This is a genomic window from Campylobacter sp. JH32, from assembly GCF_017846535.1.
GTDB lineage: Bacteria > Campylobacterota > Campylobacteria > Campylobacterales > Campylobacteraceae > Campylobacter_D > Campylobacter_D coli.
The window spans coordinates 88,672-113,082 of record NZ_JAEQBS010000001.1 but is presented as its reverse complement, the minus strand read 5'-3'; the positions used below and the strand labels follow the sequence as shown (position 1 = coordinate 113,082).

Annotated in this window: 20 protein-coding genes; 14 read left to right on the top strand and 6 right to left on the bottom strand. The window is 31.2% G+C overall.

The genetic code is table 11. From position 1 onward, the window contains the following. Window positions 1–45: 45 nt before the first annotated feature. Both KAR67_RS00560 and KAR67_RS00555 read right to left on the bottom strand, forming a co-directional pair. Window positions 46–714, bottom strand: a complete 669-nt coding sequence (locus tag KAR67_RS00560) for an MOSC domain-containing protein (RefSeq protein WP_170876418.1) — start codon at window positions 712–714, stop codon at window positions 46–48. Beyond that, complete coding sequence (locus tag KAR67_RS00555) at window positions 711–2,411, bottom strand: protein-disulfide reductase DsbD (RefSeq protein WP_002791814.1); 1,701 nt, start codon at window positions 2,409–2,411, stop codon at window positions 711–713. The genes KAR67_RS00560 and KAR67_RS00555 overlap by 4 nt, the downstream gene beginning before the upstream one ends. A 94-nt stretch (window positions 2,412–2,505) precedes the next feature. On the opposite strand from KAR67_RS00555, the gene ppk2 reads away from it, so the two are divergent. The 5 genes from ppk2 to KAR67_RS00530 all read left to right on the top strand — a co-directional run bounded on the left by ppk2 (window position 2,506) and on the right by KAR67_RS00530 (window position 9,127). Then, window positions 2,506–3,387: a polyphosphate kinase 2 gene (gene ppk2 / locus KAR67_RS00550; protein WP_002776266.1), complete on the top strand. Its 882-nt coding sequence runs from the start codon at window positions 2,506–2,508 to the stop codon at window positions 3,385–3,387. A 4-nt stretch (window positions 3,388–3,391) separates the two neighbouring features. Next, a complete protein-coding gene (locus KAR67_RS00545; protein WP_002776268.1) occupies window positions 3,392–4,582 on the top strand; it encodes a M20 family metallopeptidase in 1,191 nt (396 codons plus the stop codon). An 81-nt stretch (window positions 4,583–4,663) separates the two neighbouring features. Then, the gene (locus KAR67_RS00540) at window positions 4,664–5,836 is read left to right on the top strand and encodes an efflux RND transporter periplasmic adaptor subunit (RefSeq protein WP_002829694.1); all 1,173 of its coding nucleotides are present in this window, start codon (window positions 4,664–4,666) and stop codon (window positions 5,834–5,836) included. Then, window positions 5,836–7,761 (top strand): ABC transporter permease, encoded by a 1,926-nt coding sequence (locus KAR67_RS00535; protein ID WP_002787343.1) that lies wholly within the window; start codon window positions 5,836–5,838, stop codon window positions 7,759–7,761. The genes KAR67_RS00540 and KAR67_RS00535 overlap by 1 nt, the downstream gene beginning before the upstream one ends. Before the next feature lies 1 nt (window position 7,762). Beyond that, window positions 7,763–9,127 carry a TolC family protein gene (locus tag KAR67_RS00530; protein WP_002786057.1) on the top strand — a complete coding sequence of 455 codons (1,365 nt, stop codon included), beginning with the start codon at window positions 7,763–7,765 and terminating at the stop codon, window positions 9,125–9,127. A gap of 70 nt (window positions 9,128–9,197) precedes the next feature. On the opposite strand, the gene KAR67_RS00525 is transcribed toward KAR67_RS00530, so the two are convergent. From KAR67_RS00525 to KAR67_RS00510, 4 genes are read right to left on the bottom strand one after another with little or no spacing between them, the layout of a single operon-like run. Continuing rightward, entirely contained in the window at window positions 9,198–10,367 is a 1,170-nt protein-coding gene (locus KAR67_RS00525) for a GDSL-type esterase/lipase family protein (protein ID WP_002780970.1), read from the bottom strand. Further along, the gene (locus tag KAR67_RS00520) at window positions 10,357–11,337 is read right to left on the bottom strand and encodes a GDSL-type esterase/lipase family protein (RefSeq protein WP_060786181.1); all 981 of its coding nucleotides are present in this window, start codon (window positions 11,335–11,337) and stop codon (window positions 10,357–10,359) included. Before KAR67_RS00520 ends, KAR67_RS00525 begins: the two co-directional genes overlap by 11 nt. After that, window positions 11,338–12,714, bottom strand: coding sequence for an MBOAT family O-acyltransferase (locus KAR67_RS00515; RefSeq protein WP_002784293.1), 1,377 nt, complete (start codon window positions 12,712–12,714; stop codon window positions 11,338–11,340). Window positions 12,715–12,763: 49 nt separating this feature from the next. Then, window positions 12,764–13,264, bottom strand: a complete 501-nt coding sequence (locus KAR67_RS00510; RefSeq protein WP_002776281.1) for a ferritin — start codon at window positions 13,262–13,264, stop codon at window positions 12,764–12,766. 338 nt (window positions 13,265–13,602) lie between these two features. Here KAR67_RS00510 and KAR67_RS00505 point away from each other — a divergent pair, with 338 nt between their 5' ends. The 9 genes from KAR67_RS00505 to hypF all read left to right on the top strand — a co-directional run bounded on the left by KAR67_RS00505 (window position 13,603) and on the right by hypF (window position 24,388). Further along, the gene (locus KAR67_RS00505; RefSeq protein WP_002776282.1) at window positions 13,603–14,598 is read left to right on the top strand and encodes a substrate-binding domain-containing protein; all 996 of its coding nucleotides are present in this window, start codon (window positions 13,603–13,605) and stop codon (window positions 14,596–14,598) included. Window positions 14,599–14,607: 9 nt separating this feature from the next. Then, window positions 14,608–15,522, top strand: a complete 915-nt coding sequence (pstC, locus tag KAR67_RS00500; RefSeq protein ID WP_002776292.1) for a phosphate ABC transporter permease subunit PstC — start codon at window positions 14,608–14,610, stop codon at window positions 15,520–15,522. Beyond that, complete coding sequence (pstA, locus tag KAR67_RS00495; RefSeq protein ID WP_002787363.1) at window positions 15,519–16,607, top strand: phosphate ABC transporter permease PstA; 1,089 nt, start codon at window positions 15,519–15,521, stop codon at window positions 16,605–16,607. The genes pstC and pstA overlap by 4 nt, the downstream gene beginning before the upstream one ends. Beyond that, window positions 16,604–17,344, top strand: a complete 741-nt coding sequence (pstB, locus tag KAR67_RS00490) for a phosphate ABC transporter ATP-binding protein PstB (protein WP_002780983.1) — start codon at window positions 16,604–16,606, stop codon at window positions 17,342–17,344. The genes pstA and pstB overlap by 4 nt, the downstream gene beginning before the upstream one ends. Window positions 17,345–17,406: 62 nt before the next feature. Continuing rightward, on the top strand, window positions 17,407–18,633 hold the full coding sequence (locus KAR67_RS00485) for a DUF2920 family protein (protein ID WP_002810996.1): 1,227 nt from the start codon (window positions 17,407–17,409) through the stop codon (window positions 18,631–18,633). A gap of 89 nt (window positions 18,634–18,722) precedes the next feature. Continuing rightward, entirely contained in the window at window positions 18,723–20,039 is a 1,317-nt protein-coding gene (locus tag KAR67_RS00480; protein WP_052780962.1) for an MATE family efflux transporter, read from the top strand. Further along, a complete protein-coding gene (locus tag KAR67_RS00475) occupies window positions 20,015–20,662 on the top strand; it encodes a M48 family metallopeptidase (RefSeq protein ID WP_002796834.1) in 648 nt (215 codons plus the stop codon). Before KAR67_RS00480 ends, KAR67_RS00475 begins: the two co-directional genes overlap by 25 nt. 41 nt (window positions 20,663–20,703) lie before the next feature. Then, window positions 20,704–22,224: a hypothetical protein gene (locus KAR67_RS00470; RefSeq protein ID WP_131235535.1), complete on the top strand. Its 1,521-nt coding sequence runs from the start codon at window positions 20,704–20,706 to the stop codon at window positions 22,222–22,224. Beyond that, on the top strand, window positions 22,205–24,388 hold the full coding sequence (gene hypF, locus KAR67_RS00465; RefSeq protein WP_131235534.1) for a carbamoyltransferase HypF: 2,184 nt from the start codon (window positions 22,205–22,207) through the stop codon (window positions 24,386–24,388). Before KAR67_RS00470 ends, hypF begins: the two co-directional genes overlap by 20 nt. The last annotated feature ends 23 nt before the right edge of the window (window positions 24,389–24,411 follow it).

The following is a 24,411-nucleotide window of genomic DNA, read 5'->3' as shown; positions in this document are numbered from 1 at the left end:
TCCTTTCAAAAAAATTAAATTGTAGCCTAAGAATACTTTAAAAAATTATAAATTTTGCATATAGTCTAAATCATAGGCATTTTTTAAGCGTTTTTGTATACTTTCGTGCCAATTTTGTGAAATCAGTGTATCGAGTTTGCTTAATTTTTCAAGCAAGCTTGGATTTTGTTTGAGTGCTTGATGGGGGTTGTAAAATAAATGATTGAGTTCTAGGACGCTTAAATTTATAGGATTTTTTTCTATAAGCTCGATTTTAGAATGAGCATGGATTTTTTTACCCTCTAAAACACGATAATACCACCCACTTAATCCTGTTTTAAAAATTTCTTGTGTGAAATTTGGATTTTGATGGACTTTTGAAATTTTAACACAAGGTTTGCGCGGTTCGCTTACTTGCAAAATAGCATTTTCAAATCGGTGTATATCGCCTATACAAACATTTTGTTCGTGTAAATTTTCAAGGGTTAAATTTTCTCCCATCATACCGCATGCAAGTTTTTTTCCAAGAAAATTTTCCCAAAGGGCGTAGTTATGATAAGAATTTGCAAATAAGGCTTTATTTTTTCCGCCGTGATGTTTTGTATCGGCTATGTTATCGTTAAGAATACCTAAAGAATTGATATCTACTTCTTCTAAATAAAGATCTTTTATAAAAGCACTTCTAAAGCCTTTATAATCTTTGATATGTCCTATCTGTAAGCTTTTGAGTTTCATTTTTCTAACTTTTGTAACAAATCATGTGCACTGATAAAACCAGTGATTCTAAGATTTTCTTTGCCTTTTTCAAAAAATATCAAAACCGGTGGGCCAAAAACACCAAATTCTTTCATAATTTCTAAGTCTTTGTCGCTGTTTTGAGTCAGATCAATTTTGATTAAATGAAAATTTTTGAGTTTTTCTTGAATTCTTTCGTCGCTAAAAGTAAGCTCATCTAAGAGTTTGCAATTTTCACACCAAGATGCTGTAAAGTTAAACATGATAGGGCGGGTGCTAGTTTTAATCTCTTTTTGAAGAGTGTCAAGATTGTTGATAAAATTATAATTTAATTTTGAAGAATTTAAGGGCATGTTTTGGTTTAAATTTAAAGGATTTAAGAAATTTTTTGCGCCAAAGATTCCGCCTAAAAATATACTTAAAGAATAAGCCAAAACCAAAATCAATAAGCTTTTTTTAATCTTAGCTACTGCATTAAAAGCTTGTTCAAAAATTCCCATAAATACACTAAAAAATACGCCCAAAATTCCAAAAGCGATCAAAATATATCTTGTTTCAATGATACGAGAAAGTATCCAAATAGCCATAGCTAGCATAACAAAGCCAAAGAAAATTTTTACTTTTTGCATCCAAGCTCCCGCCTTTAAAAAGCCAAGACCTAAACCAATGAAAAGCAAAGGAATTCCCATGCCAAAGCTCATGATAAAAAGGGCACTAGCTCCTAAAAGTGCATCGCCTGTGTTGGCTATGTAGATCAAAGCACCGGTTAAAGGAGCAGCTACACAAGGACCTACGATAAGAGCCGATAAAAAGCCCATGATGGCTATACCTAGCACTCCTTTGCCTTTTTCACTTTTTTTGTGGAGAAAATTTTGAAATTTTAAAGGCAGTTCAAAGCGAAAGCTTTCAAACATTGCCAAAGCAAGCAATACAAAAATTAGCGCAAAAAAGATTAAAACACTAGGTTTTTGCAAAAGTCCTTGAACGCTTGCTCCTAAAAAACTCGCTATAACTCCGGCAATAGCATAGGCTAAAGACATAAAAAATACATAAATAAAAGATAAAAAGAAGCTGTGCTTTTTAGAAAATTTTGTTTCGCTTTTAGCTACGATGAGTGAAGATAATATAGGAATCATCGGCAAAATGCAAGGAGTAAGTGAAAGTAAAAGTCCATAGCCTAAAAAGCTTAGTAAGATCCAAAAAAGATTATCTGTGGCTAAGAAATTTGCAATCATACTTTCTTCGGATTTTGCACTCAAGGTTTTTTGCTTTTCTTTATAAGGGGCTGAAATTTCAAATTTATTATCTTTGTGTTTTAGATCAAAATACCAAGTTTGAGGATTGTAGCATAAGCCTTGTTCGGAGCAGCCTTGGAATTGGAGTTTGATTTGATTGTTTTGATTTTGTGCAAAACGCTCAAGCAGTAGGTTAGGCAAGGCTAGATTTAAATCTTGATAATACACTTTTTCATTGAGTCTTTGGGTGCTAGGTGGGAGATTGATTAAAGAGCTGATATCGTTTTGATTGAGATAGAGTTTAAGTTGATTAGAATAAAGATAAATATCTTTTCCTAATTTGATATCGATTGATACAGCGCTATCATAAGAACTCGATTTTACTTCAAAGGCTTCATTTAAAGATAAAACAGAGGCAAATAAAAAATAACAAGTGAATAAAAGTGTAAAAATAAAACGCATTGTCATCCTAGGCTTAAATGTAAAATTTGTGATTTTAATGTGAATTATAGTTTGTTATGGTAAATTTGCTTTAAATATTTTATAAAGGTTGCTCATGCAAGAAAAAGTTCCAGCAAAGATTCAAGAGGAAACAAAAAAGGATGAAATTTATGTTTCTGTTAAAAAGAAAAAAAGCACTATAGAATATGAAAAAGATTTAAAAAATCTACAAATCGAGCTTTTGAAATTTCAAAATTATGTAAAAGCAAAGGGTTTAAAAGTGCTTATACTTATAGAAGGACGCGATGCAGCAGGCAAGGGCGGTGCGATAAAGCGTTTGATAGAGTATTTAAATCCTAGGGGATGTCGTGTGGTAGCTCTTGAAAAACCTAGCGATGTTGAAAAAACGCAGTGGTATTTTCAACGCTATGTGACGCATTTGCCTTCTGCGGGTGAGATTGTGATCTTTGATAGATCTTGGTATAATCGCGCAGGAGTAGAGCCTGTAATGGGTTTTTGTACTCCACAGCAACATAAAGACTTTTTAAGAGAGGTGCCTTTGTTTGAAAATATGATATCAAATAGCAATTTGATGTTTTTTAAATTTTATTTTTCTGTTTCTAAAGAGGAGCAAAAAAAACGCTTTGAAAAACGCCGCATTGATCCTTTGAAACAATATAAACTTTCTCCTGTGGATCAAAAATCTCAAGAATTATGGGATAAATATACCTTGGCAAAGTATTCTATGCTTTTAGCATCCAATACCCCAACCTGTCCATGGACTATCATTTCTTCAGATGATAAGAAAAAAGCAAGGCTTAATTTATTGCGTTTTATATTGTCAAAAGTGGATTATGCGGATAAAAAAATTGGAGATTTTTCAAAGATTGATCAAGATTTAGTAAGAAGTGGCGAAGAAGAAATTCGTAAAATGGAAGCAAATTTGGAAAAAATAGACAATAAAAAAGCAGATGAAAAAATAAAGGATTTGGACTAAAACTATGTTAGAACGCGTTAAAAATTTAAGTGATAAATACTATGAAAAAATTGTCAATTTAAGACATCAAATTCACATGCACCCTGAACTTGAATTTGAAGAGGAAAATACAGCAAGATTGGTATGTGAAATTTTAGATGAATATGGCATTAAGTATGAGAAAAATATAGCTAAAACAGGAATTTTAGCAAGCATAGAAGGAAAAAAACCAAGCACTAAAAAAGCTCAATGCGTGCTTTTAAGAGCGGATATGGATGCTTTGCCTGTGCAAGAGCAAACAAATCTTAGCTATGCTTCAAAAATCAATGGAAAAATGCATGCATGTGGTCACGATGGACATACAGCAGGGCTTTTAGGAGCGGTTTTGATCTTAAATGAATTAAGAGATGAATTTAGCGGAACGATTAAATTTATGTTTCAACCTGCTGAAGAAGGAAGCGGGGGTGCTAAGCCTATGATAGAAGCAGGCATACTTGAAAATCCTCATGTGGATGCGGTTTTTGGATGTCATTTGTGGGGACCTTTGCTTGAAAATACTGCTCAAATTGTAAGCGGTGAGATGATGGCAGGGGTTGATGTTTTTGATCTTGAATTTATAGGAAAAGGCGGACATGGAGCGCACCCTCATACAACTATCGATCCTATAGTAATGGCAAGCAAATTTGTCAGTGATGTGCAATGTATCATTTCAAGGCGCTTAAGACCTGTGGATGCGGGGGTTATCACCATAGGGAAATTTCATGCAGGGACAACCTTTAATGTGATCCCACAAAATGCTATCTTGCAAGGAACGGTGCGTTTTTTAAGTGATGAAAATCAAAAACTTTTACAAAGTTCTATAGAAAATACGGCTAGAGCTGTTGCTTTAGAATTTGGGGGTGATTTTAAGCTTGATTATAAAAGAGAATATCCTCCTTTAATCAATGATGAAAATGCTGCAAAAATAGCTAGAAAAGCTTTTGGCAAGGTATTGGGCGAGCAAAATATCATTAGCGTAGCTAAGCCTGATATGGGAGCTGAGGATTTTGCTTTTTTAACGCGTGAAAGAATGGGTGCTTATGTTTTTGTGGGTATTTCAAAGGATTTGAAAAATCCTACCTTGCACCATAGTTCTACTTTTTGCTGGGAAGATGAAAATTTAAAAGTCTTAATGCAAGGCGATAGTATGATGGCTTTAGAATTTTTAAATTCTTAAAAATATGAATTTAAAAATTCACAAAAAATTCACTTTGCATAGATACAATTGCGAGATTTATTTTTTAATTTAAGGTTTAGAATGAAAAATAGGGTCGTTTTGATTGTGGTGATTTTAGCACTTTTTGGAGTGGGCGCTTATTTTATATTTTTTAATGATAATGAAAAAATCACCTATCTTACCCAAAAGGTTAAAAAAATAGATATTTCTCAAACTATAGAAGCAGTGGGGAAGGTTTATGCTAAAGATCAAGTTGATGTGGGTGCTCAAGTAAGCGGGCAAATCATTAAGCTTTATGTGGATGTGGGTTCGCATGTAAAACAGGGTGATTTGATCGCGCAAATTGATAAAGATAAACAGCAAAATGATTTAGATATCACAAAGGCGCAGCTTGAAAGTGCTAAGGCTAATCTAGAAAGTAAAAAAGTCGCCCTTGAAATCGCAAGTAAACAATACCAAAGAGAACAAAAGCTTTATGCTGCTAAGGCAAGTTCTCTTGAAAATTTAGAAACTCAAAAAAATAATTTTTACACTTTAAAGGCAAATGTTGCAGAACTTAACGCTCAAGTAGTTCAGCTTGAAATTACTCTTAAAAACGCTCAAAAAGATTTAGGATACACAACCATCACTGCGCCTATGGATGGAGTTGTGATCAATGTGGCAGTTGATGAGGGGCAAACTGTCAATGCAAATCAAAATACCCCAACCATAGTCCGCATAGCTAATTTAGATCAAATGGAAGTAAGAATGGAGATAGCCGAAGCGGATGTTGGTAAGATAAAAATCGGCACGGAGCTTGATTTTTCTTTGCTTAGTGATCCTCAAAAAACCTATCAGGCAAGTATAGCAAGTATAGATCCTGCAGATACTCAAATCAGTGATTCAAGTACGAGTTCTAGCTCTTCAAGTTCTAGCTCTTCAAGTTCAAGTTCTAATAATGCGATATATTATTATGCTAAATTTTATGTGGCAAATAAAGACGATTTTTTGCGTATTGGTATGAGTATACAAAATGAAATTGTTGTTGCAAGTGCTAAAGATGTTATTGCTGTGCCTACTTATGCAATCAAAAATGACGCAAAAGGGTATTATGTTGAAATTTTGCAAGATCAAAAAGCAGTAAAAAAATATGTTAAATTAGGCATTAAAGATTCTGTAAATACTCAAATTTTAGAAGGTTTAAGCGAGGGTGAATTACTAGTAGTAAGTTCAAGTGGTGATAATGCTGCTCCTAAGTTAAGATTGAGATTTTGATGATTTTCTTAAACAATATTTGTAAAAATATAGGCGAGAATGCCATTTTAAAAAATGTAAGTTTAAGTATAGAAAAGGGTGAATTTGTCGCTATCATCGGACAAAGTGGGAGCGGAAAAACTTCACTTTTAAATATCATAGGCACTTTAGATGAGCCAAGTAGTGGGAGTTATATTTTTGATGATTATGAAGTAACCCAGCTTAATAGCGATGAAAAAGCGAGATTAAGACGCGAAAAAATAGGCTTTATTTTTCAACGCTACAATCTTTTAAATCTTCTAAGTGCAAATGATAATGTCGCATTACCTGCTGTTTATGCGGGTAAAAAAGTACAAGAAAGAAATTTTAGAGCCCAAGAACTTTTAGGCAATTTAGAGCTTGAGCATAAGATAGAATCAAAGCCCAATGAGCTAAGTGGAGGACAGCAGCAGCGTGTTTCTATAGCTAGAGCTTTGATGAATGGAGGAGAGCTTATTTTAGCTGATGAGCCAACAGGGGCTTTAGATAGTAAAAGCGGTATTATGGTGCTTGAAATTTTAAAAAAATTAAATACACAAGGGCATACCATAGTGCTTGTAACACACGATCCAAAAATCGCAGCACAAGCTAAAAGAGTGATAGAAATCAAAGACGGCGAGATTTTAAGCGATAGCAAAAAAGATAAGATTGTTTATCAAGGACAGGTTAAAAGTATGCCAAAAGAGAAAAAAACTCTTACCTTGCTTAAAAATCAAGCCTTTGAATGTTTAAAAATAGCTTATTCTTCCATACTTGCACACAAACTTCGTTCCATTTTAACCATGTTAGGGATTATTATAGGTATAGCTTCGGTTGTGTGCGTAGTAGCTTTAGGGCTTGGCTCTCAAGCTAAGGTTTTAGAATCCATCGCAAGACTTGGGACTAATACCATTGAAATTCGTCCTGGTAAGGGATTTGGGGATTTGCGTTCGGGTAAGACAAGGCTTAATTTTAGTGATTTAGAAACGCTTAGAAGTTTAGATTATTTAGAAGCAGTAGATGCACACTCTAATACTTCAGGCGTGGCAACTTACACGAATATTTCTTTAAGCGCTAGAGCTGAAGGAGTGGGAGTAAATAATTTTGCTATAGAGGGTTTAAAACTTCAAGTGGGTAGAATTTTAAATAATGAAGATATAGAAACTAATGCTAATGTAGCGGTGCTTGATTTTAATGCTAAGAAAAATCTTTTCCCTCGCCAAAAGAGTGAAGATGTTTTAGGGCGTGTGGTGATTTTTAATTCTCAACCCTTTAAAATCATAGGAGTTTTACAAAAAGATACAGAAAAGCCTATAGAAGATAATGTAGTGCGCCTTTATATGCCTTATACTACGCTGATGAATAAGCTTACAGGCGATAGAAATTTGCGTGAAATTATAGTAAAAGTAAAGGATGATGTGAGTTCTACTTTGGCTGAAAATGCTGTCATTAGAATTCTAGAAATCAAACGCGGACAAAGGGATTTTTTCACTTTTAATTCTGATACCTTTAAGCAAGCTATCACAGCAAATAAACGCACGACTACCATACTTACGGCTTCGGTGGCGGTGATTGCTTTGATTGTTGGGGGTATAGGCGTGATGAATATCATGCTTGTTTCGGTGAGTGAAAGAACAAGAGAAATAGGAATTCGTATGGCAATAGGCGCTAGAAGAGAGGATATCATGATGCAGTTTTTAATCGAAGCGGTGATGATATGTTCTATGGGTGCGATTTTAGGAGTTTTGCTTTCTGTTTTTGTGATTTTTGGTTTTAATACTCTAAGCACTGATTTTCCTATGATTTTAAATGCGTATTCTGTGCTTTTGGGTTTATTAAGTTCTGTTTTAATTGGGGTTATTTTTGGATTTTTCCCTGCAAGAAATGCAGCCAATTTAAATCCTATTAGCGCCTTATCAAAGGAATAAAATGAAAAATTTATTGAGTATTTTACTGGCATTTTTTTTAAGCGCCTGTGGTGTAAAACTTAGCTTGCCTAAAGAGCCTACAATGAGCGAAGAGAGCTTTAAAGACTTAAATATCACTTATGATTGGTATAAGGCTTATGATAATGCTAAATTGAATGAATTTTTAAATTTTGTTTTGTTAAATAATAGCGATATAAATATAGCTAGAAGCACTTTGCTGACAGCTTTAGCAAGGGCTGATTTGATAGATTATGATTTTTATCCGACTTTAAGTGCAAATTTGGGGCTTAGTGGAGAAAAGAATTTAAATTCTGGAGTCCAAAGTAAGAAATTTAGCAATAGTCTTAATTTAAGCTATGAGCTTGACATTTATGGAAGGATAAGGGATAGCTCAAGTGCGAGTGATTTTAGTGCAAAGGCTAGTGCTTATGATCTTGAAAATTTGAAAATCAGTATGATTAATACGGCTTTAAATGGTATTTTTGAACTTGCTTATTTTAATGATGTGGATAATTTACTTAAAGAGTATCTAGCTAATTTAGAACAAATGAGAGAGCTTTATGCTTATAAATTTGAGCTTGGAAAAATCGAAGAACTTGATTTGCTTAATATAGAGCAAAATTTATTAAAGGCAAGGCAAGATTTATTACGCAATGAGCAAAATCGCAATTTACTTATAAAAAATTTACAAGATTTGATAGGAAAGCAAGAGGGCTTTGCGTATATTGATTATTTTAAAGCTTTAACTCTTTCTGATTTTAAGAATTTAAATCCTAATTTTAATATTCCTTTAGAAGCTCTTGTGTATCGTCCTGATGTGCGTTCTAAGCTCAATACCCTTAAATCCGCTTTTAAAGACTATACTTCGGTGCAAAAATCAATCTTTCCAAGCATTTCTTTAGGCGGGGCTTTAAATGGCAGCGATAAGCAATTTGATGATAGTTTTAAATTTGAAGTTTTGAGTGGCAATATAAAAATTTCCTTACCTTTCTTAGACTATGGCAGAGTAAAGCAAAATATCAAAATTTCGCAGTTTGATTATGAGAGTGCGCTTGTTAATTACGAGCAGAGTTTACAAAGTGCTATGAATGAATTTGCCTTAAATTATAAAGACTATCAAAGCAATACTATGCTACTTCAAATTTTAAAAGATACTAGCTTTAAGCAAGAGTTGATCACTCAAGCTTATTGGGAAAAATATAATTTGGGTAAAAGTGAATTAAAAGATTATTTAGATGCTTCTAATACTTTAAATTCCGCTAAGCAAAGTTTGCTAGGAGCTAGGTTTAATCTTCTTAAAACCATCAATTCTTATTATCAAATCACAGCTTTAAACTATGATGAAAGAAATTTGGAAATGCCTTAATTTGTATCGCTTTATCTGCTAAAATATCAAGTAGATAAGGCTTTTTTAATTATATCGATAAAATTAAAAATCAATAATGCACATATTTTTTTAAATCATCAAGCAATTTTTTAGCCATTAATTCATAGCCTTTAATGGTTAAATGTACATCTTGCAAAGAGAGTTTTTGCTCTATCCATTTATTTTTTCCACCGCTATCTTGCATGAATTGGTGCATATCAAAAAGAAGGGTTTTTTCTTCTTTGGCTACCTCATAAAGTGCTTGCCTTATAGCAAAAAAATCAGGAGCTAGGGTGTATTTTTTACCTTGTTTTTTTACCACAGTAGGAGGAGAAACAAGCATGATAAGGGCGTTTTTATTGTAAGTTTTGAGTGTGTGAATCCAATCTTTTAAATTCTTTTTAAATTTGTTTTTTTCAAAACCTTTAAAAAGTGCGTCATTAGAACCATAAGCAAGTAAGATTAAATCATTAGATAGGAGTTTTAATTCTTGCTCGCTTACTTTTTTATTCCACGACATCCAAAGATCGCTTTTTGCCCCATTGATCGCTATGGTATCTAAATAAGCATTATCCTCTTTGCTGGTGATAAAATATCCTCCTAATTGAGCGTTTTTTTGTAAGGCAGAAATTTGCAAAGGAAAAACAAGTTCGTATTCTTTATATGACCATTTATTGGCTACTGATCTTAGCTCATAGCTTTTGTTTTGAGCGTCTTTAATGCTAAAGGCATTGGTGTTATTTGGAGCTTTAAAGACAAAACCTACTTTAAAATTTTTCTTGTCTAAATTAGTATCAAGGGTGATTTTTGCACCCTTTTCTTTAGCCTTAGCTATTATCCCACCTAAAGGAAAATCAATACCTGCGGTGTCTGTATTTCTTGAATTTAAAATTTCATAATCTTTATAAGAATAATCAAGATTTAAATTTTGTTGATATTTGGGTTGCAAAGGGTAGGCAAAGCCTATGGAATTTGATTTTATCAAATATCCTCTAATAACACGCGGAAAAAAATCTGCTGCCGTGTGAGAATCTCCATAAATTCTAATACCTACGTTTTTATGCTCTTTAAGTTTTTGCTCCAAAAGCTTTAAGTCTTTTTTGGAAGCATAATTGCTTAAAGCACTTTTGTTTTTGGTTTGGCTTAGAATTTCATCTATGGTATGGTTTGTGTTATTTGCGTATAAATTGATTGAAAATATAAGAATTAATAATATAGCTTTAAATTGCTTAATTTGCATTTTCTTCCTTGATTGTTATATGTTGAAGCAAGAGTTTTGACATCTCTTTTGCTCCGTTTGAGGTAAAATGAATTCCATCGTCTGTTCTCATTTTTATACTTTTGTTGTTTTCATTTTTAATATAGGTTGAAAATTCATCATTAGCGCTAAAAAATAGTTTTGTATTGATAAAAATTTGTTTATTTTTGAGAATTTCTTCGCTATAAATTTTGTTTAGAATTTGTATTTTTTCATTGAGTTCATTTTTTTTAACAGGAGGAATTTCAAACCAAAGAATTTTTGCATGATGTTGTTTAGCTATATTGATGATTTCATTTACTCTATAGGTGTAGATGTCAATCCAGCTATCTGAACCAAAGCGGTGATAAACTCCACCTTTTTTGATATCCCAAGGATCATTTGCCCCTAGTAAGACAACTAGATATTTAATGTTGGGATTTTTTGCAAAAGCTTCTTTGGTTGCTTTTGCCCAATCAAAATAAGATTTGTAAGAAAGTCCTGTATTTTGCTTGCTAAGATCATTAGCTTTTAAACCTAGATCAATTAAATCACGATTGAGTGCAATTGCAACGCCTTGCATTAAAGAATCGCCTATAAATAAAAATTCATCACCTTTATGAACTTCTAATTTGGTATTGTCAATAAAACTGACATTTTCGTCTTCTGTTTGCTGTATATCTTCAATAGTGGTGTTTTTATCGATAAAATCATTACTTGCATTAAGTTCATCCATATCTTCTTGAACCATGATATTTTCTTCTATATTTTGAGGTAGAGGCTCATTACTTAGTATTGCACGGATTTGTTCTAGTTTATTTTTAAAACCATTGGCCTCTTGTAAAATATCGTTTTTAGGATAAAATGCAAAGTGATATTTTTGCTCGATATAAGAAAAAATGCTTTGATTCATCACAAGGCAAACAAGTATAAACACTATAATTAAAATAAAGAAAAATCTAATAATTTTCATTTAAAAACTCGAATAAATAAAATCAGGAATGCCATTTGGCATAAAAGCAAACACTAAAAGCAAAATAAAAGTGATTACAAACGGCTTGAGTAAAAACGGCGTAAGATTTAAAATCCTTACGCAATATTCTCTAAAATTAACAAATAAAGGATAAATCATAAAAAGCACAGCAAAGCTTACAAGCATATAAATATCGTTATAGCTAGGAATTTGGAAGAAATTATTATAACAAGCTTTGAAGTATTCTAAGGCATCTTCTAAATTTTTATTATAATAAAAGAAAATCCAAGTAAAACATACAAATTGAAAGGTTAAAAATCTTCCTAAAGCTGGAATTTTTTGAAGGCTGAATTTGCTTAAAGCAAGTAAATGGATAAATACAATACCCAAGCCATGCAATAAACCCCAAACCCCAAAAGCCAAAGTACTTCCATGCCATAAGCCCGAAAGAATAAAAGCGATGAGTATATTAGCTACAGTGCGAGGCATTCCTTTTCTGTTGCCTCCTAAAGGAATATAGATATAATCTCTTATGAAAGTTGAAAGGCTGATGTGCCATCTAGCCCAAAATTCTTTAAGATTTTTAGCTAGATAAGGCATATTAAAATTCGGTGGCAAGGTAAAACCTAACATTAAAGCAAAAGCACAAACTAGATCTACATATCCACTAAAATCGCAATATATTTGCACCGCATAAGCGTAAATTGCACTTAGAAGTTGTATAAAATTATAAGATTGTGGAAAATCTAAAATATTTTTGGCATAAATTCCTAAGTAATTAGCAATAAGAACTTTTTTCACTATACCAAAAATAAGCAAAATGATGATCAAATTTGCATGTTTAAATTCGCGTTTTTGATAAGCTTGTTCGAAAAAAAACGCACTACGCATAATCGGCCCTGCAAGTAGGGTAGGGAAAAATGATAAAAAGGTTGCTAAATTTAAAAAGCTTTCTAAATGATGTTTTTTGTATACATCTACAAGGTAAGTAATAGAAGCAAAGGTGTAAAAACTAATGCCTATAGGCAAGATAAGTTCGATATTTAAAAAATCAAGCCCCAAAAAGCTTAGCACTTGATCAAGACTTCCTTTGATATTTGGAAAATATTTGAAAAAACATAAATTTAATATTATAAAAGTTATACAAGTAGCAAAAATATATCGTTTTCGACGCACAAAGATAAGCAAGGCAAAAAAATGTATAAAAAAAGTGTAAATAAATAAAATTAAAGCAAAATAAGGATTAATCAGTATATAAATAAGATATGAAAAAGCCAAGATTAAAATATTTTGTATTTTATAATTATCTTTAAATGCCCAATATATGGCAAAAAATACAATCATTAAAATACTAAATTCTAAAGAAAAATAAGTCATACGCTACCTAAGATGAAATTATAATTTTGCCTTTTTCAAGGCAAAAATATTATTTTTTAGACAAAGCTAAATTTTTGATATATTGATCAGCTAGATATAAGCCGTTTCCATTGTCACTGATGAGTTTGATTTTATCTACTATACCACGGAAAAGTGCTTCTTCTTCGTGCTGTTCGCTTACATACCATTGAAGAAAATTAAAAGTAGAATAATCTTTATTGCCTAGCATGTGCTCTACAAGATCGTTGATTGATTTTGTAATGCTTTGTTCATGCTCGTAAGTTTTTTCAAAAACATCAAGTAAAGATTTGAAATTTTGTTCAGGTTGCTTCACTTCTTTAAGCTCTACATGTGAATCTGTTTCATTAAGATAAGTTATAAGTTTTCTTGCGTGTTCGCTTTCTTCGCTTGCGTGTTGAAAAAGAAAGAGCCCAGCTCCATCAAGACTATTTTCATAGCACCAAGAACTCATACTTAGATATAAATTAGCTGCATACATTTCTTTGTTGATTTGCTCGTTTAATAAATCAACTACTTTTTTTGAAAGCATTCTATCTCCTTATTTTTATTTTTAGAATGTTTTTAAAATGATATATTGATTTTTTTAAAACAAGCTAAATTTTTAAAGGATTGAAGTTAAAATATATAAAATAAAAATAAAATGTTTCTAAATGAAATTAAGCTTTATATTTTATTACGAGTATAGATTTTATTTTAAGGCTGAAAATCTGCAAAGATTTTTAGGTGGGCGTGCCTTTAGAGGTTTCAAAAGGACTAAGTCCTTTGTCGCAAGACGGAATTTATTTCCGTCGCGAAGTAAAAAATGTTTCCAAAATGTTTCCAACTTTTTCTAAACTTCCGTTACTTTTTTAAAAGTAAGGAGAAAAAATGAAAAAAATTCTAGCTTTAAGTGTTGCAAGTTTTGCTTTAGCGGGTGCTTTAAATGCGGCTGATTTAAAAATCGCAGGTTCATCAACCGTGTATCCATTTACTTCTTTTGTAGCTGAAGAGTATGCAGCGATTCACAATACAAAAACTCCTATTGTAGAGAGTTTAGGAACAGGGGGTGGATTTAAAGTATTTTGCGAGGGCATAACTGACATTTCTAATGCTTCAAGAGCGATGAAATTTAGCGAATTTGAAACTTGCAAAAAAGCGGGAGTTACTGATATAGTAGGGATTATGGTAGGTTATGATGGTATAGTTTTAGCGCAAAATAAAGCCAACGCACCTTTAAATATCACTAAAAAAGAACTTTTCTTAGCATTAGCAAAAGAAATTCCACAAAATGGAAAACTTATACCAAATCCTTATACAAACTGGAATCAAATCAATAAAAATTTACCAAATCGTAAAATTAGTGTTTATGGTCCTCCATCAAGCTCAGGCACAAGAGATACTGTAGAAGAACTTGTAATGAGTGATATTTCTAAAAAAATTCCTGAATACAAAGGCGAGTATAAAACCATACGCCAAGATGGAGCTTATATTCCAAGTGGTGAAAATGATAATCTAATCGTTTCAAAACTTACTATCGATAAAGATGCTTTTGGGCTTTTTGGTTATGGATTTTTAGTAAGCAATGTGGATAAAATCAATGCAGCAGATATTGATGGTGTAAAAGCAGATGAAAAAAATATTGCTGATGGAAAATACGATCTTGCAAGAAGTTTATTTATCTATATCAATGCAAAGAAAAATCCTAAAGAAGCCTTTGAATTTGCAAAAATTTATATGAGTGATGATTTGGCAAAAAGTGGTGGAGAGCTTGAAAAAATAGGACTTGTTCCTTTAAGTGATGATAAATTAAAAGCTTCTCAAAAACACGTAGAAGATAGAAAAATTTTAAATGATGAGCTTGTAAAAGCTGGAAAAGTTTTTTAAGGAAAAACTTTGTTAAAAGAAAAAATAATCAAATTTGCACTTTTTTTATGTGCTTTTGTAAGCGTGATAGTAAGTTTTGCTATCATGCTTACAATTTTAATTGAAGCTTTAAAATTCTTTCAAAAAGAAAGCGTTGTTACCTTTTTATTCTCAAGTCAGTGGGCAGCTGATGCAGCTTTTATGAATGCAGATGGCACGAGTAAACAAGGTGTTTTTGGGGCGCTATCGCTTTTTTGGGGAACTTTTTATATTTCATTGATTGCTATGCTAACGGCTTTACCTTTAGGGGTTATGTGTGCTATATATTTAGGTGTTTTTGCTGGCAAAAAATCTAAAAATTACTTAAAACCTATTTTAGAAATCATTGCAGGGATTCCTACTGTTGTTTTTGGATTTTTTGCGGCTATAGTTGTAGCGCCTTTTATAGTGTGGTTTTTTTCTTTATTTGGCATACAAGCAAGCTTTCAAAGTGCTTTAGGTGCAGGTTTTATCATGGGGATCATGATAGTACCTATAGTGGCTTCTTTATCTCAAGATTGCATTGAAGCAGTAAGCGAGAAAAGGATTAATGGCGCTTATGCTTTAGGTATGACAAAAAAAGAAGTGGTTTTTGCCGTGATTTTACCTGAGGCTATTCCTGGTATAGTTGCAGCTTGTCTTTTAGGACTTTCAAGAGCCTTAGGCGAAACTATGATAGTGGTGATGGCAGCTTCTTTGCGTCCAAATTTAACTTTAAATTTTTTAGAAGATATGACAACGGTAACGGTAAAAATCGTAGAAGCTTTAAGTGGAGATCAAGCTTTTGATAGTTCTTTGGCTTTAAGTGCTTTTTCTTTAGGTTTGGTGCTTTTTGTCATCACTTTAATCATCAATATGTTTAGCGTTTATCTTATCAATCGCTTTCACAAAAGGAAAAATTTATGAAAAAACTTTTTAAAAAAAGACAAAAAGCTTCAAAGTCTTTTAAAAGACTTTGTAAAATGGGGCTTTATATTAATTTAATTTTTCTTTGTATCTTTTTAGGAAGTGTGGCTTATCTTGGATTTCCTGCTTTTAAGCAAACCTATATTTTTGTAGAGGCTAATAGAAATTCTCCTGCTTATGATCTTTTATCTCGCGCAGAACAAAGAAAAATAAGAACAGGACAAATCACTGAAAAATCTTGGCTTTTGGCAAATTCAGAAGTAGATCAATATATGAAGCAAAAATATAATCGCCTTAGTGAAAAACAAAGAACTTTAGTCGATGATCTTGTGCAAAAAGGCGAGATAGAGCTTAAATTTAATAGCAATTTCTTTTTAAATGGAGACTCAAAATCTCCTGAAAATTCAGGAATTTTATCTTCAGTTGTAGGGACTTTGCTTGTTATGCTTGTTTGTATGGTTGTGAGTGTTCCTATAGGCGTTGCAGCGGCAATTTACTTAGAAGAATTTGCACCACAAAATATCCTTACGCATTTTATAGAAGTGTGTATTAACAACCTTGCAAGTATTCCTAGTATCTTGTTTGGACTTTTAGGACTTGGAGTGTTTATCAACCTTTTTGGAATGCCTCGTTCAAGTGCTTTAGTGGGTGGGCTTACTTTGGCGATCATGAGTTTGCCTATTATCATTGTTTCAACCAAAGCGGCCTTAAAAAGTGTGGATATCAATATGAAAAATGCTGCTTATGCCTTAGGTATGACAAAGGTTCAAATGGTAAAAGGCATTATGCTACCTTTAGCTATGCCTATGATTTTAACAGGTTCTATTTTGACTTTAGCAGGGGCTATAGGCGAGACTGCACCTTTGATGATTATCGGTATGATAGCATTTATCCCTGATGTAGCTAGTTCGATTTTTGATCCAACTAGCGTTTTACCTGCTCAAATTTACTCATGGTCAGCTATGCCAGAGCGTGCATTTTTAGAAAGAACAGCAGCGGGTATTATTGTGCTTTTAGGACTTTTAGTTATGTTAAATCTTAGTGCAATATTATTAAGAAAATATTTTCAAGGAAAATTAAAGTGATAGCAAAAACAACAAATTTAAATTTATTTTATGGAAAAAAACAAGCTTTATTTGATATCAATATGCAAATAGAGCAAAATAAAATTACTGCACTCATCGGTGCTTCAGGATGTGGAAAATCTACCTTTTTGCGCTGTTTTAACAGAATGAATGATAAAATCGCAAAAATCGATGGTTTGGTAGAAATTGAAGGAAAAGATGTAAAAAATCAAGATGTAGTAGCTTTGCGTAAAAATGTAGGCATGGTTTTTCAACAACCTAATGTTTTTGTAAAAAGCATTTATGAAAACATCTCTTATGCACCAAAACTTCATGGTATGATTAAAAACAAAGATGAAGAAGAAGCTTTGGTGGTGGATTGTTTACAAAAAGTAGGGCTTTTTGAAGAGGTTAAAGATAAATTAAAGCAAAATGCTCTAGCTCTTTCAGGTGGACAACAACAACGCCTTTGTATCGCAAGAGCTTTAGCAATAAAACCTAAGCTCTTGCTTTTAGATGAGCCAACTTCCGCACTTGATCCTATTAGCTCAGGTGTTATAGAAGAGCTTTTAAAAGAATTAAGTCATAATCTTTCCATGATTATGGTTACGCATAATATGCAACAAGGCAAACGCGTAGCTGATTATACAGCATTTTTTCATCTAGGCGAGCTTATAGAATTGGGTGAAAGTAAAGAATTTTTTGAAAATCCAAAACAAGAAAAAACCAAGGCTTACTTAAGCGGTGCTTTTGGATAAGATTTATTTTTTGGAAATTTGATGATATAATTAATTAAAAATTTCCAAAAAAAAGGTTTAATATGATTATAAACCAAATTTATTCTATAGATTCTTGTGATGATGTAGAATTAAATATCAAAAGGGGAAGTAAATTAGAATTTAGATTGACTTATGATGATAGTAAAGAAATAGAAGCTATTGTTTGTATTATTCCAGGCGGTGCTGAAGATATGAATAACTATATTTATGTCGATGATTACTTGGCTAGAAATTATAATGTTGCTATTATTAATATTAACTATCATTGCATAGGAAATAGACCTCATTTGGGTTCTAGTTTTTATTTAGATGATATAGATAAAATTATTTTGGATACTAGCTTAAAAACTATCAATTTAAACCATATAAATGTTTTTGATATAAATTCTTATGAAAATCTAAATAATGCTTTTATAAGAATAGATCAAGAAATTCAAAAATTAAAATTAAATCAAAAACTAAATCAAAACTATAAATTAAGAACGCATGTAAGCTTTTTACCATCTAAAAATGAATATCAAAATTTTGGCATAATGCAAGCTATGGATATTTTAAATGCTATTTTTTATATAAAAGAAAATTCTCCATTTAAACTAATGGGGGGGGGTATTAGAACGATTTTGTTTGGAAATTCATATGGCGGATATTTAGCAAATTTATGTGCAAAAATAGCTCCTTGGAGTATTGATTTTATATTAGATAATTCTTCTTTTGTTAATTTGTTTGGAAATATTTTTAGACTTATAGGTTTTGGAAAAGAAATCGATTTTACTAGATATCATGGAACATATGATGATACTTTATTTAAAAATATATTTTTATATTTAAGTGATAAAACTTATTGGAATAATAATAAATTTTCAAAAAAATATTTTTCAAATGCTAGAAAAATCATAAGAGAACCATTAAACAAAGAACATCTAATAATACAAAGCTTATACCCAAATCCAAAATATATTTTATATCATAGTATTTTTGATGAAAGATCTCCTTTTGAAAATAAGGAAAATTTTGTACATATTTTAAAAGAATTAAATTTTAAAGTAGAATTTTTCGCTGTTTCACAAGTTGATAATAAGTTTATTAAAAATTTAAATCATGGAATGGGATTGAGTACAAAATTATTTTTTAAAAAACATTTATTGCAAATATTAAAAGAACCTTTGCAAGATAAAATTTGCAAGAAGGAAGTCTCATATAAATGTGATGAGCTAGTGTATACTTTCAAAGAAGAAAATCATCAAATTATTTTAAATATAACAAATTGAGTATATTAAATATTTATATTTAAAAAAGTAATTTTTAAGTAGAATTGTTTTTTAAAAGAAATATTTAAAAAAAGAGATAAGATAATATCATGGCAAAAAAACAACTCTCTTTAACAAGACTCAGTTTTCCTATATTTTGGGATTTGCTTTCTAAGTATTTAACCGTGATTATCAATACCGCTATGGTGTCGCATTATTCTAATTTTCTTGTTGGTGCTATGGGCGCTGGAAATCAAATTTTAGATCTTTTTATCACTATTTTTTCATTTTTAAGTGTGGGTTGTAGTGTGGTGATCGCACAAGCAATTGGTGCAAAAGATCATGTTTTAGCAAGAAAAGTGATTCATCAAAGTTTGTTCTTAAATGCACTTTTAGGCTTTGTATGCGGTGTGCTTATTTTATGGCATGGGGAGTATTTGCTTTATCTTTTAAAAATTCCACAAGAATTGCTCAAAGATAGCGCAATTTACTTACATATGCTTGCAATTTGTTTGTTTTTTGATGCCATAGGTATTGTTTTAGCTGCTATTGTAAGGGTTTATAATATGGCTTATTGGGTCATGTTTATAGGTTTTTTGATGGATATAGTGGTGATTTGTGGAAATTATTATGTTTTGCATTATACAAAGTCAGAACTTTTTGGAATAGGGCTTAGTAATATTTTTGCTCGCATTGTTGCTATAGTGGCTTTACTTGTGATACTTTTTTACAAGCTTAAAATTCATCTTAAAATCAAAGAAATGATAAAACTTGAAAAAGAGGTATTAAAAAAGGTTTTAAATATAGGTGGATTTTCAGCAGGGGAAAATCTTTTGTGGATAGTCCAATACACTATAGCTTTTGCTTTTGTAGCAAGTTTAGGCGAGGCGAGTTTGAGTGTGCAAACGATTTATTTTCAAATTTCAATGCTTATCATGCTTATAGGACAAGCTACGAGTATAGCTAATGAAATTATAGTAGGTAAATTAATCGGTGCTAGATATGAAAATATAGCTTATAAACATGCTTGGCGTGCTTTATATTTTAGTGTAATAGCGAGTGCTTTAGTGGCACTTTTGAACTATCTTTTTCAAGATTTTACTATGCAAATTTTAGGGCTTAAAGAAGAGTTAAAAAATTTAATGATACCTTTATTTGCTCTTTCAATCTTTCTTGAAATTTCACGAACTTTTAATATAGTCATGGTGAATTCCTTGCGCGCAAGTGGCGATGCTAAGTTTCCATTTTTTAGCGGACTTGTTTTTATGATGGGGGTATCTTTGCCTGTGGGTTATGTGCTTTGTTTTCATTTTAATCTTGGAATTTTAGGGGTTTGGATAGGATTTTGTGCAGATGAGTTTTTGCGTGGAATGGTAAATTCATACAGATGGAAAAGTAAAAAATGGCAAGGCAAAGCTCTAGTTTAAAATCATTTATTTATAAAGATGAGTGCTATTTTTATTCTAAAAAACGCATAAAAACTTTAAGATTAAGGCTCAATGAAAGGGGTGAATTTGTTCTTAGTATTCCTTATTTTTGCACCTTTAAAAGTGTTTATGAGTTTTTAGATAAATCAAGTTCTTGGATGAATGAGGCAAAAAAAAGATTTGAAAAAAAAGCCTTAAAAGATGATGAGTTAATTTTTTTAGCTAAAAAATATAAAATTATTTTTGATGAAAATGTCAAAAAAACTTATTTTGATAAAGATAAAATTCTTTGTCAAAATAAAGCAAAATTAGATTTATTTTTAAGACAAAATGCTAAAAAGATTTTTACTTTTTATCTTAAAAAATGGAGTAAAAAAACAGGTTTATTTTATACGCATTTAAGCATTAAAAATATGAAAACGCGTTGGGGTTCTTGCAATCATAATAAAGCTTATATTAATTTAAATTTAAAACTCATTCAAAAGAGTTTAAAGGCTATTGAATATGTGGTTTTGCATGAAATTAGCCATTTAAAATTTCCCAATCATAGCAAAGAATTTTATACTTTTATAGAGCATTTTATGAGTGATTTTAGGCAAAGAGAGAAAGAATTTTTAAGTTAAAAATGTTATATTTATAGTTTATTTTTCAAAAAAGGCATAATATGACTTTGGATTTTGATTTTATTTATAATGCAGATAATGATATTTTTGAATATTTATTGCGTTTTTATGCGAAAAATTACAATTATATCCTTAGCAAAGAAGAAAATACCTATCATTTTTCTATCGATGCAGATGAAGAAAATTTAAAGACTTTTTGTGATTCTTTGAATTTCATGAGTCATAGCGTTTTTTTGAAAAAATTTGATGTAAAAGCGGGGCAGGGTTTTAACCCTTGTATACCAGAAGATAAAGAATTTTCAAGATTTTCTTATATTACTCATTTAAATTCTAATGCTTATCAAGAAAAAAAACTTTTAAACAAAAACGAATGGGACGTGTTTTGTGAGTGTGAATTTTCAAGCAATTTATCAGAATTTGAAAAAATCAATGAAGAAAATTTCAATACTTTTTTAAATCTTGCCTTTGATTTGTTAAGTCAAGAAAAAAAGATTTATTTGAAAGATAAAAATGGCATTTATGAATTTTCTTTGTTTAAGAACGAATTTATAGGAGATTTTTTACTTCCTTGTGATATTAAAGCTATAAATTCAGTTTTTGTTTGTTCAAATGAAAATTTAAAACTTCTTGCAAGTTTAGAAAAACCTTTGATGAAACTAAGGCTTAATGCCATATTTAGAAAAAATCACAATCTTGATTTTAGTGATTTTAAAATTAGACTTGCTAGGGATTTATTTTGTTTTGCTTTAGGTTTAAAACTTTTTGAAAATGAATATAAATTTTTAAGCGTAAAAAAGATAGAAGAATATCAAAAAGATTTTTATATCAGTGCTTTAGATGAGCAAGTGGTGGTTTTGGAAGGCTTTGAATTTATCAATGCTAAGGCAAGAGAGCTTATTTTTTCTAAAGAAGATAAAAATATGGCAAGAATTTCTTATCTTGTAAGCCGTTATAAAGAAAATGCTTTTATTTTAGGGCTAAGTAAAGATGATGAAGATATTTTGCTTATCAACAAAGAGCTTAATTTACTTAAACTTTCCTTGCCAAAACACAGCAAAGAGCTTTATGAAGAGATTAAAAAAGATGAAATTGGTGCAAGGCTTTTAGAAAATTTTAGCAAGGAATTTCCTCTTTTAGATGAAAGTTTTGAACTTCAAAATAATTTTTATTCTTTGCTTGGGTTAGTAGGTAGAGTGTTAAATTTAGGTAAAAATTTACAAGAGAGTGTTAGCGAGCTTTTAAAAATCGCTGATGAGTCAAAAATGCCTCGTGGAGTAAAGATTGATTATCGTTTGAAAGAAGATAAAAGTTTTGATTATACTAGGACCTTAAGATCTGCTATGAGTTTTATGTTAGCAGGTGTAGATAGTGCTAATATCGCTTATGGAGCGGTTGAGAGTTTGGCTTATTTCTTACGTGATACTTATGATGAATTAAGAGAGAAAAAGCAAAGTGATTTAGTGCTTATAAGTGGATCTTTGTTTGAACATAAATCTTTGCTTAAAAATACTTTAAAACATCTTAAAAATTGTCAGTTAAGCGATGTGCCACTTAGGATATAAGATCAAAATTTCAGGCTTAGTTCAAGGGGTGGGTTTTCGCCCTTTAGTTTATGAACTAGCTTTGAAATCAAAGCTTTTTGGAGAGGTAAGAAATGATGGTTTTGGGGTAGAAATTATCCTTGCTTGTACCAAAGAAGAATGCGAGAATTTTATCTATAAGCTCAAAGAGAAGCTCCCACCTTTAGCAAGGATAGATAGTATTGATATCACAGAGCAAACGACTACAAATTATACCCATTTTAGCATAGGTACTTCTTTGCAAAATGCAAAAACTACTCCAATGCTTAGTGATTTTGCACTTTGTAAAGAGTGTAAAAAAGAATTTTTTGATGAAAAAAATCCGCGTTTTTTATATCCTTTTATCACTTGTACGCATTGTGGGCCAAGATTTAGCATCATTAAAAATCTCCCTTATGATAGGTGCAATACCACAATGGAAGCATTGAAAATGTGTGAGTTTTGCAAAAGTGAGTATGAAGATCCTAAAAATAGGCGTTTTCATGCCCAGCCTATAAGTTGCCCTCAGTGTAAAATCGATGTTTTTTTAAAAAATAAAAAGGGTGAAATTCTAGCTCAAGATGATGAAGCTTTTAAGACCTGTGCTAAGCTTTTAAAGCAAGGAAAAATTTTAGCTATCAAAGGCATGGGGGGATTTCATTTGATGTGCGATGCCTTTAATCTTGAAGCTATAAAGGAGCTAAGACTTAGAAAAAACCGCCCCAAAAAACCCTTTGCCTTAATGTGTAGAGATATGAGCGATGCTAAAGAGCTTTGTTTTGTGGATGAAGAGGAAGAACTGCTTGGTTCTATTTTAGCTCCTATCGTGATTTTAAAAGCTAAAAAAGCCTTTTCTTTAATCGCTCCTGATGTGGATAAACTCGGCATTATGTTAGCCTATACTCCACTGCATCTTTTACTTTTTAGATATTTTGATGGGGTTTTAGTAGCAACAAGTGCAAATTTAAGTGGTGAAAGTATTATTAAAGATGAGGATAATTTGCTTAAAAAGCTTGGCAATGTTTTTGATTTTTATCTAGACTATGCAAGAGAAATTCACAATCCAAGCGATGATAGCATTGCTCAAGTTGTAAATGGAAAAACTATGTTTTTACGCACTTCAAGAGGTTTAAATCCGACTTATTTGGAAATTAAAAGCGATAAAAAAGGAGTTTTTTTAGCTTTGGGTTCGGAGTTAAAAAATGAATTTGTGATTTTTTATAAAAATAAACTTTTGATTTCTCCTTATATAGGAGATTTAAAAAGTGTTGATGTGCACGAGAGATTTTTTTCTTTGCTTGATTTTTTTAAACAAAGTTATGATTTGAGTTTTGATCAAATACTTTGCGATAAGCATCCTAATTTTAGCTATACAAAAGAATTTTACAATACTTATAAAATTCAGCACCATTACGCACATTTTTGTGCACTTTATTTTGAATACGAAAAAGAATTTAAAAAAGATGAAAAAGCTTTGGGTTTTATCTTTGATGGCACGGGTTATGGTGATGATGGAAAAATTTGGGGTGGCGAGATTTTTATAGGGAATTTAAAACAATACGAAAGAATCGCGCATTTTGAAAATTTTACCCTTATCAATAGCGATATAAAAAATATACAAAATTTAGCTTTGAGCTTGATTTGGCATTATGATTTAGAAGATGAGGCTAAGATATTTTTATCTAAAATTCCAAAAATAAAACTTGAAAATCTTAAAAAAATTCACACCCACTCTACACTTCAAACAAGTTCTTTAGGACGCATTATCGATGCTTTTGGGAGTATAGTTTTTAATATGGAAAAAATTTCTTACGAAGCACAAATCGGGCTGATGTGTGAAGCATTTTATGATGAAAATTTAGACTTTTCTTACGAGCTTTTTTCTAAGGATGGAGAAATCAACTTTAAAGAACTCATTGAGGGTGCTTTAAAGGATGAAAAAACTAAGGCAATTACAGGCATGTTTAATGCTTTAGCAAATTTTATCATAGATTTTAGCAAAGATTATGATTTAAAAGTGCTTTTAAGCGGAGGGGTTTTTCAAAACAAAACCTTACTTGAAATTTTAAAAGCTAAAAATTTTGATTTTTTTGTACCTTTGAAATACTCTTGCAATGATAGCTCCATAGCCCTAGGACAAATGGTGCATTTTTTAAAAAAAGACTGATAATATCTTTAAAACTCATTAAA